Below are 13,481 nucleotides of genomic sequence, written 5' to 3' on the forward strand. Positions count from 1 at the left end.
CAAATTCATATTTCCAACTCGACGATATCGGTGCCGGAATTCAGCGCGTCATGCACCCATTGAGGCTTGCGTCCACGGCCGGTCCAGGTTTGATCTGGGGCGTTTGGGTTTCGGTATTTCGCTTTTGATTTCTGAAGCTTGATGCCTTTCGAAGCGCCGTCCAAAAGATCTGACAGGGGAAACCCGAATTCGGCTGCGGCTTTTTCGGCGGCTTCCAGAGCGGCTTTGCGCTCGCGCTTTTCGGCATTTACCAGGGCTTTATCGATATCGTTGCGCAATTGCAGAAGTTCATTGCGCGACATGTTTTCAAGCTCAAGTCCCATTATTTTTCCTCTTTTAGGAGTGAGTGGTTACGGTTGAAAAATACAAGCCGTATTTCCACGCGCCGATATAGGCTATTCCCGTCATTTCGGGAATAGCCATCAAGAGTTTTTCGAAACGGGTGTTATTCAGCGGCGATTTCCTGCGGGTCCACCAACGCGACGATGTCGCCCATAATGGCATTCAGCTCGAAATTCTTGGGCGTGTAGATTCTGGCGACACCCATTTTCTTCAAAGCGTCTGCGTCATCGTCCGGAATAATCCCGCCGACGATGACAGGCACGTGCGACAGGCCTGCCTGTTTCAGGCGGGTCATTACGTCTTCGACCAGGGGTAGATGACTGCCAGACAGGATCGACAAACCGATCACATGGGCATCGTCTTCGGACGCGGCCGAGACGATTTCTTCTGGTGTCAAGCGAATGCCCTCATAGCTGATATCCATACCACAATCACGGGCGCGGAAGGCAATCTGCTCGGCGCCGTTGGAATGACCATCCAAACCCGGCTTGCCGACCAGAAACTTCAAACGACGCCCCAAACGGTCACTGACTGCATCCACCGACGCGCGCAGGTCCTCCAACCCTTCGGTCTTGTTCGAGACCGAGCCGGACACGCCGGTTGGGCCACGGTAGGTGCCGTAGACCTTGCGCATTTCCTCGGCCCATTCACCCGTGGTTGCACCGGCCTTGGCCGCAGCAATCGAGGGTTCCATGACATTCGCCCCAGTTTGCGCCGCCTCGCGCAGAGCAGCCAGCGCCGCTGCTACGGCTGCATCATCACGTTCGGCCCGCCATTCGTTCAGACGATTGATCTGCTCCTGCTCGACCGCAGGGTCCACAACCATGATACCGCCATCCTCGGTTTGCAGAGGCGAGGGCTCACCGTCGACCCATTTGTTCACACCGACCACAATGGTCTCGTTCCGTTCGATGCGGTTCAGGCGTTCTGCATTGGAGTCCACCAGTCGGGACTTCATGTATTCGATCGAGGCCACGGCACCGCCCATGGAGTCGAGATTGGCCAACTCGGCCCGCGCGCCTTCCTTGAGTTCTTCGACCTTGGCATCAACCGCCGGGTTCCCGTCGAACAGGTCTCCGTATTCCAGCAGGTCCGTCTCATAAGCCAGAATCTGCTGCATGCGCATCGACCACTGCTGGTCCCACGGGCGGGGCAGGCCCAAAGCCTCATTCCAAGCGGGCAGCTGTACGGCACGAGCGCGCGCTTTTTTCGACAGTGTGACGGCTAGCATCTCGATCAGGATGCGGTAGACGTTGTTTTCCGGCTGCTGTTCGGTCAGCCCAAGCGAGTTCACCTGAACACCATAGCGGAATCTGCGGAACTTGGGGTTCTCAACACCATAGCGTTGTTGAAGGATTTCATCCCAAAGATCGACGAAAGCCCGCATTTTACACATTTCGGTAACAAAGCGGATGCCAGCATTCACGAAGAAGGAAATGCGTCCACATAGGGCAGGGAAGTCCTCGACAGGCACACGAGGGCGTAGCTCATCTAGCACCGCAATGGCGGTGGCGAGCGCATAGGCCAGCTCCTGTTCCGGGGTCGCGCCGGCCTCTTGCAGGTGGTAGGAACACACGTTCATCGGGTTCCATTTTGGCACGTTGGTATAGCAATACTCGGCCACGTCCGCGATCATCTTCAGCGACGGCTTGGGCGGGCAGACATAGGTGCCGCGGCTGAGATATTCCTTGATCAGGTCATTCTGAACGGTGCCCTGCAGCTTTGAGACATCCGCGCCCTGTTCCTCGGCCACGGCGATGTAAAGCGCCAGCAGCCACGGGGCCGTTGCGTTGATTGTCATCGAGGTGTTCATCTGCTCCAGCGGAATCTGATCGAACAGCACCCGCATGTCGCCCAGATGGCAGATCGGCACACCCACTTTGCCGACCTCACCCCGCGCCAGCGTGTGGTCGCTGTCATAGCCCGTTTGAGTCGGCAGATCGAACGCCACCGACAGGCCAGTCTGACCTTTGGCGAGGTTGCCGCGATACAGCGCGTTCGAGGCTTTGGCGGTGGAATGACCAGCATAGGTTCGGATCAGCCAGGGGCGGTCTTTCTGCATCTGCGTCATGGGCGGGCCTCGTGTTTCGGTGAGTAACAAAATTACGTCTACGGGTTCTAAATCGCAATTTTCAGGCATTGTCAATTCGCTGCGTTGCGGCATATGCGAATTGTCTAGATTGTGAGCCGCCTCGTTTGGTGGCAGTGTGGCCCGATGTTGAGAACCGTGGAACTTCCGCTGTGGCTATTCCTGTTGATCGTGGTCTTTGCCATGGTCACTTTTGCCTCGCATTTTCTGTTCCCTTCCGTCCGCTGGTTCTTTCGCCGCAGGCTTGAGAGGGCGGTCTCTCGGTTGAACCAACGCCTGCAGAGGCCGATCCAGCCGTTCAAACTTGCGCGGCGGCACGACATGATCCAGCGGCTCATCTATGATCCTCAGGTCGGGCACGCGGTGCAGCAGCACGCCCATGAAGAAGGCATCCCCGAAGCCGTTGCGTTCGAACAAGCCCGCCGATACGCGCGTGAGATCGTGCCGTCCTTTTCGGCTTTTGCCTATTTCAGCTTCGCCATTCGCCTGTCCCGATTGCTGAGCAACGCGTTCTACAACGTGCATCTCAGCTATAAGGATGAAAGCGCGATCAAGGATATCGACCCCGAGGCGACGGTTGTCTTTGTGATGAACCATCGCAGCAATATGGACTATGTTCTGGTCACCTATCTGGCGGCGCAGCAATCCGCCCTGTCCTATGCCGTGGGCGAATGGGCGCGGGTTTGGCCGCTCAGCCGGTTGATCCGCGCGATGGGCGCGTACTTCATCCGTCGCAAATCAGGCAGCGAGCTGTATCGCCAGGTTCTGGCCAGCTATGTCCGGCACGCGACCGAAGCGGGTGTAACGCAGGCAATGTTCCCCGAAGGCGGGCTCAGCCTGACCGGCGCTTTAGGGCGCCCCAAGCTGGGTTTGTTGAAATATATTATCGACGGCACCTCGCCTGAGGGGCGCGATGTGGTGTTTGTGCCGGTGGCGCTGAACTATGACCGCGTACTTGAGGACACGATTCTGACGCGCGCCGCCCTTGGAACTGATCGACGTTTTCGTGCGCGGATCGGGGTGATCACAAGCTGGGTTCTCAAGCAAATCTGGCGTCGGTTGATCGGTCGCTACAAGCGGTTCGGACTGGCCGCGGTTAGGTATGGTGAGCCGATATCGCTGAAAGACTTCGAGGCACGGGCAGGGGATGACGTGATGACTGACCTCGCGCGTGCGTTGATGAAACGGATTGGCGCGGCGATTCCCTTGGTGCCGGGACCGGCAGCCTGCTGGCTGCTGCGCGAGAATGGCCCAATGCCCGAACAGGAGGTGCGGAGTCGAATCCGTGCCCTCATGGAATCTGATGGTCTTGCGCTCGCGGAGGCAGAGGGTGCCATCACAAGCGCGGTGGACCAAATGGTCGAACGGCGCATTCTGACGCGTCAAGACGGGGCTTTGAACCTGTCCGGGCAGCGCGAGGATCTTATGCAATACTACGCAGAGTCAGTGCCCGAACAGGTGAAATCCGCCAATGCTGCGCTCGCGAAAGATGTTTCTGCACCCGCTGGGTCATAAAATTACAAAAATAGACCAAAGATGGTTGCAATGTTGCGCAACCCCTCCTATCCCTCTGTAGGAGAGGCGGCGATTCTGCGCCGCGGCAAAGGTATTGAAAAGGAGGCCAGCATGGCTTTGGACACCGAAAGCGGTATCGCGTCGTACGAGGCACCCGAAAAGGACCTCTATGAAATGGGGGAAATCCCTCCGATGGGGTTTGTGCCCAAGCAGATGTACGCCTGGGCGATCCGCAAAGAGCGTCACGGAGAACCAAATACTGCGATGCAGCAGGAAGTGGTTGATGTTCCCGAGTTGGACAGCAACGAGGTTCTGGTCCTCGTGATGGCGGCGGGCGTCAATTATAACGGCGTCTGGGCCGCTTTGGGCCAGCCGATCAGCCCGTTTGATGGCCACAAGGCCCCCTACCATATAGCTGGTTCGGATGCGTCTGGCATCGTTTGGGCCGTTGGCGACAAGGTCAAGCGCTGGAAGGTTGGTGATGAGGTGGTGATCCACTGCAACCAAGACGATGGCGACGACGAGGAATGCAACGGCGGGGATCCGATGTACTCGCCCAGCCAGCGCATCTGGGGCTATGAGACCCCAGACGGGTCGTTCAGCCAATTCACCCGCGTGCAGGCGCAACAGCTGATGCCGCGTCCCAAGCACCTGACCTGGGAGCAGGCGGCGTGCTATACCCTGACGCTCGCTACGGCCTACCGAATGCTGTTCGGGCACGAGCCTCATGACCTGAAGCCCGGTCAGAACGTTCTGGTTTGGGGCGCCTCGGGTGGTTTGGGCTCTTACGCGATCCAATTGATCAACACGGCCGGTGCAAATGCGATTGGTGTGATCTCGGACGAAAGCAAACGGGATTTCGTGATGGGGCTGGGCGCCAAAGGCGTTCTGAACCGCAAGGACTTCAACTGCTGGGGTCAGCTGCCCACGGTCAACACGCCCGAATACGCCGAGTGGTTCAAAGAGGCTCGCAAGTTCGGCAAGGCGATCTGGGATATCACCGGTAAAGGCAACAACGTTGATATGGTGTTCGAGCACCCCGGTGAAAGCACCTTCCCAGTGTCGACCTTCGTGGTGAAAAAGGGCGGCATGGTCGTGATTTGTGCTGGGACCACCGGGTTTAATTGTACCTTCGACGTGCGCTACATGTGGATGCACCAGAAGCGCCTGCAAGGGTCGCACTTTGCGCATCTGAAGCAAGCGGCAGCCGCCAACAAGCTGATGGTCGAACGCCGTCTGGACCCCTGCATGTCGGAAGTGTTCGCCTGGAACGATCTGCCCGAAGCGCATATGAAAATGCTGCGCAACGAGCACAAGCCAGGGAACATGTCGGTCCTGGTTCAGGCCCCGCGCACCGGCATGCGCACTTTGGAAGAGGTTTTGGACGCGCGTCCATAAGCCCATCCTGAAATAGACAAAAACACCCGCGAATCGGATCTTCGATACGCGGGTGTTTCGCCTTCTGGGAAAGCCCTTTTTTGTTTCAACAGGTTGGAATTTTGCCCCTCACTATTTTTGGGGAGTAGAAACCGGTGAATAGGTCAAAAAGATCGCACATGCTATGGTTGTGTTAACACTTCGTTAACTGTTTCAGAGAGACCCTTATGGCGCAAAATGAGTGGATACTGGACGTATTGTCGGACCTCAACGCGTTCGCTGTTGCGAATGGGTTGACTGCCTTGGCCGAACAGCTGGACGACACCAAGCTGATTGCCGCAGCCGAGATCGCGTCCATGACAGATAAGGCACGGGCGCCCGCGGATGGGAACAGAACTCGATTTGGGTCAGATCCTGAAGGATTTGGAAAACACCAGCACGCTTGATGAGCTTGGCTCGGTCGCCACTCGCCTGCGCGACTGTCTGAAAGTCGAACATCTGACATATCATTGGGTGGATGCCGCCGGGGATCAGTACGGCTATACCACCTATTCCGATGCCTGGGATGAACGGTATCGCGAAAAAAACTATCATCGCATCGACCCCGTGATACTGGGGTGTTTCCAAAGATTTCACCCGGTTGATTGGAAATCGCTGGACTGGTCCGGCAGGGTGTCCAAAGCGTTTCTTCAGGATGCCTTGGAACATGGGGTGGGCAATCAGGGGTATTCGATCCCGATCCGAGGGCCAAATGGGCAGTTTGCGCTGTTCACCGTCAATCACAGTTGTGACGACGACACCTGGCAGAATTTCATCTCGACCTTTGGCCGCGAATTGATTCTCGTGGCGCATTACATCAACCGAAAAGCACTGGAGTTTGAAAAGGACAGGCAGCCTGAAGCGACCCGAGGTCTGTCTCCGCGTGAAATTGATGCGATGACGTTGCTTGCGCAGGGCTTCAGCCGCGCACAGGTTGCACACTCGCTGTCGATCTCGGAACACACGCTGAGGGTCTATATTGAAAGCGCGCGCTCGAAACTGGGCGCGCAAAACACGACGCACGCGATCGTGACCGCGCTCAGCCGTGGGTTAATAGTCGTTTAAGCAACGTACGGTCCTAGAACAGTAAATTAACCACGACTTCGTACCCCTTTCGTTCCTGCACAGGACGACAAGGGGAATTAGTCATGTTGCGTTATTTGTATGCTGATGAGCTGCATAAATTTCCAGCTTTGGCCGACGGGATGTTTCGCGATCGCGCGGATCAGTTCAAAACCCGGCTGGGATGGGACGTTTACGTCAATGAAAAAGGGGAAGAGCGGGATCAATACGATGACCTCAACCCGCTTTATGTGATTTGGGAGGAGTCGGACGGCAGCCATGGCGGCTCAATGCGGGTTCTGCCGACCACTGGCCCGGTCATGGTGAACGAAGTGTTCGGTCATCTCAACGAGGGCGAGCCGATCTGCAGCCCTCTGATCTGGGAGGTCACGCGCTTTTGCCTGTCGCGAACGGCCAGCCCCCATACGGCCGGGGCTATCATGTTGAGCGGCGGCGAAATGATGGAGGGCTTCGGTCTGACCCATATCGCCGGCGTCTTTGATGCGCGGATGATCCGGATCTACCGCCTGATTGGGTCGTCCCCAATTGTATTGGGGTCCGAGGGGAAAGGGCGGGATCAAATCTCGGTCGGTCTTTGGCCCTATTCCGCGGATGATTGCAACCGCGTGGCCGAGCGGGCAGGCATTCCGCGTGAGCTTTCGCGCCTGTGGTTCAGAACCGCGTTCGGCCCGGCCAAACAGCACCGGTTTGCGCTGTCGGCCTAGGGTCTTGAAAACCCAAATCCGTATCTGGTGAAGGGTGGCGCGGCCCTGTAGGGTCGCGCCATGTCTTTGCCCAATGTGACCTTCTCAGAAGATCAGGCTGCCGCCTATGACAGCATCGCCGAGATGCTGCGCTCTGCCGGGGTGGACCTTGAAGATGACGCCCTGCTGAAACTGCCGGGACACGGTGAATCGGGTGTTATGGCCGTGATCGGCAAGGCCGGTTCGGGCAAGACCCTTTTGCTGGCGGAACTGTACAAGGCGCTGGCCGAAACAGGCGTTCACATCGTTTCAGGCGACTATGAAAGCCGAAAATCCCGCGACAAACGCAGTCTGGCGATTCTGGCCCCCACCAACAAGGCCGCAAGCGTTTTGCGCCTGCGCGGGGTGCCCGCGACGACCATCCACCGCATTCTCTATACGCCCGTCTATGACCCGGAATATGAACGCATCGCCGAATGGCTTGAGGGCAATGACGAACGGCCCGAAATCGAAGGCCTGACGGATGAGGCGTTGGACCGAGCGGCTGCCTTCTATCAGAACAACAAGTCGATCCCCGGTGCTCTGGCCGCCGCCGGTTTGCGCGGGTCGGATTTCATCACTGGTTGGAAACGCCGGGAAGAGCCGCTGGATATCGGTTTTGTCGACGAAGCCTCGATGCTAGATGACCGTCAGTTTGATGATCTGAAAGAGATCTTCCCGACGTTGCTGCTGTTCGGCGATCCGGCGCAGCTGGCACCAGTTAACCAATCCGGTAGCATGGTATTCGAAACCCTGCCCGAGCCGCGCAAACTGACCCTGCATCGTATACACCGTCAGGACGCCGACAATCCCATTCTCGATTTGGCCCATGCGCTTGCTGACCCTGCCATGGGCTTTGAGGATTTCGAGCGTCTGGTCGAAGACACCGCGCGTCGCGATGACCGGGTGGTCTGGGGGCAGCGGGTCGAGGTTGATCTGATGCCCCGCAGCCCGGTTCTGGTCTGGCGCAACGCAACGCGCATCCGTCTGATCCAGGCCTTCCGGCAGGTCCATGGCGCGCCCGAGACGGAGTTGCTGGAAGGTGAGCCGCTGATCTGCGACGGGATTGAGCTGCCTCTGAAACACCGCAAGAAACGGCTGGATCTTGAGGCGCGTGGCCTGATCAAAGGCGCGCAGGTCGTCTATCTGGGGCCGGGGCGAAAACCCGGTTTCTCTCGCCTGCATGTTATGGGGGCCGAGGACCCTCAGGTCAGTGCGGCGTCGATTGTGCAGATCGAAAAGCCGGATGAAGAGGAACCGTTCATCCCCTATGCAGCGCGTATGGGCGCGACCTTTTTGCATGGAGCGGCTGTCACGATCCACAAGGCGCAGGGTTCGCAATGGAATACGGTGCAGGTGTTTGCGCCCGACATCTACGCCGCGGCCCGCATGGGTCGGACCGAGGCCGGACAGCCCTTGTGGAAACGACTGGCCTATGTTGCCATCACCCGTGCGCAGGAGCGGTTGATCTGGGTGGTGCGCAATCGATTGTCCAAACCCACCCATCCTCTGCGCGTCGATGATCTGCGCGCCATACCGGCGGCGACCCTGACACTGGAGGCTGAAGAGACATGAAATCCATCCTCATAACTGGCGCAAGTTCCGGGATCGGAAAAGCCACGGCCGAGCTGTTTCTGGCCGAGGGCTGGACCGTCGGCCTGCTGGCACGCAGCGAAGACAAACTAGTGGAAATGGCCGAAGGGCATCGCAACGCGATCCCTCTGGTTGCGGATGTGACCGATCCGGTTGCTGTTGCGCGCGCCTTCCGATCTTTCTCGAACAGGGCCGAGCGGCTGGATGTTCTGTTTAACAACGCTGGCATCTTTGCACCCGGCGGCACGATTGATGAAATCGCGTTGGAGGACTGGTACCAAAGCGTCAACGTTAACCTTAACGGCATGTTCCTGAGCGCGCGTGAGGCATTTCGGATCATGCGTCATCAAACCCCACAAGGGGGGCGCATCATCAACAACGGCTCAATCGCGGCGTATGTACCGCGCCCGAACTCGGTGCACTATTCTGCAACGAAACATGCCATCACCGGGCTGACTCGCAGCCTGTCGCTGGACGGGCGTGATTTTGGCATTGCCTGCGGTCAGATCGATATCGGGAACGCCCGCACTCAGATGGTGCAGGGGCTGGTTGATACTGCGATTGCCGATGGTAGAACGCCCGATCCGACCATGGATGTGGAAGACGCGGCCAAGTCGGTGCTGCACATGGCCAATCTACCGCCCGAGGCCAATGTGCAGTTTATGACCGTGATGGCCACGACCATGCCCTATATCGGCCGGGGCTGAGCGTTACTTTTCGCGCAGCAGACGGAAAGCTGTTGAGGCACCCCACCCAGCGGCGATGGCGATGACCAGTGACATCAGCCCGTACCAAACGGGCTGTTCGCGGGACATGTTGTAGAGAAATCGCTCCAGCCCCACTTTGCGCACGTCGATGGTGGTTTCGTATTGCGACACCACATTGCCGCCCCGCGTCAGGAAGATGCGTGCGGCGTAGTCTCCTTCGGTCAGGTCGGCAGGCATGTCGATCGACGTGCGGAACAGGGTCTGTTCGTCCACCGCAACCGTGTTTTCGCGGACCGAATACAAGCTCTCGCTTTCGCGAATGCGTATCACGGCATCGGCAAAGTCTTGAGCAGCCTCGATATGCATCGCCGCTCCGACCGAGCGGATGGCCCGCTCGATGGAAACCCGATAGCGCAGATCCTCGGTATTGGTAAGGATTTCTTTGAATGGCCCGCTGGTGGCTACCGCGTAGAAGCTGGGGGCCAGATCGACCTCGACGCTGTCGGAGTTCACCCAGATTCCCAGTTTACGTTCTTTGCGGCGCACGGTCAGAGGCTCGGATGGGCCCGCGACGGTGACGATCACCTCAAGCGGAGGGCCTTCGGGGATCGGGGCTTCGCGTTTGATGGCCCCGAAGATCAGAATCTCGGACCCGTCGAACGTTGCGGTAATGGCAACGCGGTCCTGGCTGAGGCCCAGGACCACCTGCTCTTCCGCGGCAGCCGCGGGCAGGCAGAACAGGCACAGGGCGGCGATCAATGAGCGGACCATAGTCAGTGCCCTCCGCTGGCGCCAAGCGAATACAGCTCGGACGGTTCCAGAAGCAGATCAAGCGCCAGCTTGCCGCAAACGACCAACACAAGCGCGGCAAGCAAAACCCGCAATTGCTCGGCTGGCATCCGGGCCCCGATCACGGTTCCGATCTGAGCTCCGATAACGCCGCCGACAAGGAGCAGCACGGCCAGAACCACGTCCACGGTGTAGTTCGTGGTGGCGTGCAGCATTGTCGTGAAGGCGGTGACGAAGATGATCTGGAACAGGGATGTCCCGACCACAACCTTGGTGGGCATGCCCAGCAGATAGATCATCGCGGGCACCATGATAAAGCCGCCGCCAACGCCCATGATCGCGGACAGAACGCCTACGCAGAGGCCGACCAGAACCGGTGGGATGACCGAGATATACAGACCCGAGGTGCGAAAGCGCATCTTGAAGGGCATCGCATGGACCCAGCCGCGTTGACGGCGCTTAGCAGGTGCCGCCCCGCCTTTTTTGGCCTTGCGCAAGGCGCGTAGGCTTTCGATGAACATCAGGCTGCCGATCACGCCAAGGAAGACGACGTAGCACAGGGTTACCAGCAGATCGACCTGGCCCAAGCTCTTGAGGTAGTTGAACACGACGACGCCAAGCGCGGCCCCGATGAGGCCGCCGATCAAAAGAACCGTGCCCATCCTGAAATCGACCGTCCTTCGCCTGAAATGCGCCAGAACGCCCGAGAAGGACGAGGCCACGATCTGGTTGGCCTCGGTCGCAACGGCAACGGCCGGAGGGATGCCGATAAAGAACAGAAGCGGCGTCATGAGGAACCCACCGCCGACCCCAAACATGCCCGACAGAATGCCGACCATGCCGCCGAGCCCTAGCAATAGAAAGGCGTTTACGGAGACTTCGGCAATCGGAAGGTAAATTTGCATGGCATGCTCTAGTCGTATTGAGTTCGGCTGTGCAAAGCGGTGGACCCGCCGGCATCGGAAATGCGTGCAGCCTGAATATCGGGCGCTGCGGTCACAGGCCTACCACCCGTCTTTGGCAAATACGAGAGGAGGTTTGCACTCTTTTCTATCAGAGGAAACACGCACATACCCTCTTAGAGCGGTTGCGGCATGCAAAATCAACTCTGCATGCCGCTCTGCAGCGAACAGGACCCAGAATTGGCCCTGAACTGGACTTATCAGCGTTCTTTCACATACGGTTCGCCACCGGCGCGGGGCGGAACCGCCTTGCCGACAAAGCCCGCAAGAATCACCACGGTCAGGATATAGGGCAGGGCGTCCATCACCTGCACAGGGATCACGATGCCGCCCAGGTCGATATTCTGGAAACGCAGCGCGATGGCCTGAAGCAGGCCAAACAGCAAACAGGCCCACATCGCGTGCCATGGACGCCATTTCGCAAAGATCAGCGCCGCCAGCGCGATGAACCCGCGTCCGGCGGTCATTTCCTTAACGAACCCGGCCTGCAGCGCAGTTGCAAGATAGGCCCCGGCGATACCGCAAAGCACGCCGCAGATGGCTACAGCCGCAAAGCGCAGGCCGACGACCGAGACACCGGCAGTATCCACGGCAGCCGGGTTTTCGCCCACCGCGCGCAACCGCAACCCGAACCGGGTGCGATAGAGGATCCACCACGTCGCAGGCACCATCAGGAAGGCGATGTAGACAAGGATCGAATGGCCGGACAGCAGTTCGGAATAGATCGGGCCGATGAAGGGCACGTCGCTCAGCGCTTCGGCGAATGGGAAGTTGATCGGCTCAAACCGGCCTTGGCCGAACAGCGACGGGGTGCGCCCGCCTTGTTGGAACCAGCTTTGAGCAATCAAAACCGTCAGGCCAGAGGCCAGGAAGTTGATCGCCACGCCAGAGATCAGCTGATTACCCCGGAACGTGATCGATGCCACGCCGTGCAGTGCCGACAAGACCAGAGACGACGCGATCCCCGCGAGCAATCCCAACCAGACCGAGCCGGTCACTGCAGCAACAGCCGCCGAGAAGAAGGCCGAGATCAGCATTTTGCCCTCAAGCCCGATGTCGAAAATCCCGGCACGTTCGGAATAGAGGCCTGCCAGACAAGCCAGCAGCAAAGGCGTCGCCAGACGGACGGTGGAATCGAGAACCTGGATCAGTGTTACGAACGACTCCATTACTGAGGCTCCTTCCGCAGGGCAAGGAACAGCTTTTCAAGTGGCATCCGCACCATATTGTCCAACGCCCCGGTAAACAGAATCACCAGTGCCTGAATGACGACGATCAATTCGCGCGGGATGGATGTCCACAAGGCCAATTCGGCACCTCCTTGATAGAGGAAGCCGAACAGAAGCGCCGCGAGGAACACGCCGAACGGGTGCGAACGGCCCATCAGTGCCACGGCGATCCCAATGAAACCCGCGCCTTCGGTCGAGTTCAGAACCAAACGCTCGGCCTCACCCATCACGTTGTTGATGGCCATCAGACCTGCCAGCCCGCCCGAGATCAGCATGGCGATGATGGTGATGCGAACCGGCGAGATCCCGGCATAGACGGCACCGGTTTCCGAATGACCATAGGCCCGAATTTCATATCCCAACCGGGTGCGCCAGATCAGCGCCCAGACCACGAAACAGGCGATGATCGCCACGAAGAACGAAATATTGGCCGGTGCGCCGCGGAACATCACGTTTTCAGCGGTCGAGAACATGGATTGGAAGGTCGGCAGGTGTACTGCCTCGGGGAAGCGCGCGGTCGCCGGGTCCTGCGAACCTTGCGGGCGCATGACATTGACCAGCATGTAGTTCAGGAAGGCAGCTGCGATAAAGTTGAACATGATCGTGGTGATCACGATGTGGCTGCCGCGTTTGGCCTGCAGGTAAGCCGGTATCGCGGCCCATGCCGCGCCGAATATAGCGGCCCCCAGACCTGCGGCGATCAGAGCGATGCTCCAATGCGGCCAAGGGATGTAGAGGCACACCATGGCAACGCCAAGGCCGCCCAGCATCGCCTGACCTTCGCCCCCGATGTTAAACAGCCGCGCGTGAAAAGCCACGGCCACCGCGAGTCCGGTGAACATGAAGTTAGTCGCGTAATAGAGCGTATAGCCCCAGCCATAGGTTGACCCCAGCGCGCCTGTGACCATCAAGTTCACGGCCTCAACCGGGTTCTCTCCGATGGCGAGGATCACCAGCGCCGACAGGATCGTGGCCAACACCAGGCTGATGATGGGGATCAGCACGACGTCGGCCCATTTGGGCATTTTTTCCAT

At 58.7% G+C, this 13,481-nt stretch carries 12 protein-coding genes; 6 read left to right on the plus strand and 6 right to left on the minus strand.

What is annotated here, in order from left to right:
- Positions 1-5 precede the first annotated feature (5 nt).
- The gene (locus tag ACR0AI_RS16455; RefSeq protein ID WP_480675604.1) at positions 6-323 is read right to left on the minus strand and encodes an H-NS histone family protein; all 318 of its coding nucleotides are present in this window, start codon (positions 321-323) and stop codon (positions 6-8) included.
- A 122-nt stretch (positions 324-445) separates the two neighbouring features.
- The gene (locus ACR0AI_RS16460) at positions 446-2,413 is read right to left on the minus strand and encodes a methylmalonyl-CoA mutase family protein (protein ID WP_480675606.1); all 1,968 of its coding nucleotides are present in this window, start codon (positions 2,411-2,413) and stop codon (positions 446-448) included.
- A gap of 144 nt (positions 2,414-2,557) precedes the next feature.
- Between ACR0AI_RS16460 and ACR0AI_RS16465 the strand changes: the two genes are divergently transcribed.
- The 6 genes from ACR0AI_RS16465 (at position 2,558) to ACR0AI_RS16490 (ending at position 9,467) form a co-directional block, all read left to right on the plus strand.
- Positions 2,558-3,946, plus strand: coding sequence for a 1-acyl-sn-glycerol-3-phosphate acyltransferase (locus tag ACR0AI_RS16465; RefSeq protein ID WP_480675608.1), 1,389 nt, complete (start codon positions 2,558-2,560; stop codon positions 3,944-3,946).
- 111 nt (positions 3,947-4,057) lie between these two features.
- Positions 4,058-5,344: a crotonyl-CoA carboxylase/reductase gene (ccrA, locus tag ACR0AI_RS16470; protein WP_170468948.1), complete on the plus strand. Its 1,287-nt coding sequence runs from the start codon at positions 4,058-4,060 to the stop codon at positions 5,342-5,344.
- Positions 5,345-5,707: 363 nt separating this feature from the next.
- A complete protein-coding gene (locus ACR0AI_RS16475; protein ID WP_480675610.1) occupies positions 5,708-6,427 on the plus strand; it encodes a helix-turn-helix transcriptional regulator in 720 nt (239 codons plus the stop codon).
- A gap of 83 nt (positions 6,428-6,510) precedes the next feature.
- Positions 6,511-7,149, plus strand: coding sequence for an acyl-homoserine-lactone synthase (locus ACR0AI_RS16480; protein WP_475219327.1), 639 nt, complete (start codon positions 6,511-6,513; stop codon positions 7,147-7,149).
- Positions 7,150-7,209: 60 nt separating this feature from the next.
- Positions 7,210-8,742: an ATP-dependent DNA helicase gene (locus tag ACR0AI_RS16485; protein ID WP_480675612.1), complete on the plus strand. Its 1,533-nt coding sequence runs from the start codon at positions 7,210-7,212 to the stop codon at positions 8,740-8,742.
- Entirely contained in the window at positions 8,739-9,467 is a 729-nt protein-coding gene (locus tag ACR0AI_RS16490; RefSeq protein WP_480675614.1) for an SDR family oxidoreductase, read from the plus strand. Before ACR0AI_RS16485 ends, ACR0AI_RS16490 begins: the two co-directional genes overlap by 4 nt.
- A 3-nt stretch (positions 9,468-9,470) precedes the next feature.
- Here the strand turns inward: ACR0AI_RS16490 and ACR0AI_RS16495 are convergent, their stop codons facing one another.
- The 4 genes from ACR0AI_RS16495 to ACR0AI_RS16510 all read right to left on the minus strand — a co-directional run bounded on the left by ACR0AI_RS16495 (position 9,471) and on the right by ACR0AI_RS16510 (position 13,481).
- Complete coding sequence (locus tag ACR0AI_RS16495; RefSeq protein ID WP_480675616.1) at positions 9,471-10,238, minus strand: TIGR02186 family protein; 768 nt, start codon at positions 10,236-10,238, stop codon at positions 9,471-9,473.
- A 2-nt stretch (positions 10,239-10,240) separates the two neighbouring features.
- Positions 10,241-11,161, minus strand: a complete 921-nt coding sequence (locus ACR0AI_RS16500; RefSeq protein WP_170378929.1) for a sulfite exporter TauE/SafE family protein — start codon at positions 11,159-11,161, stop codon at positions 10,241-10,243.
- A 257-nt stretch (positions 11,162-11,418) separates the two neighbouring features.
- On the minus strand, positions 11,419-12,387 hold the full coding sequence (locus ACR0AI_RS16505; protein WP_480675618.1) for an ABC transporter permease: 969 nt from the start codon (positions 12,385-12,387) through the stop codon (positions 11,419-11,421).
- The gene (locus ACR0AI_RS16510; protein ID WP_170462690.1) at positions 12,387-13,481 is read right to left on the minus strand and encodes an ABC transporter permease; all 1,095 of its coding nucleotides are present in this window, start codon (positions 13,479-13,481) and stop codon (positions 12,387-12,389) included. Before ACR0AI_RS16510 ends, ACR0AI_RS16505 begins: the two co-directional genes overlap by 1 nt.

The organism is Ruegeria sp. BG3 (assembly GCF_056538485.1).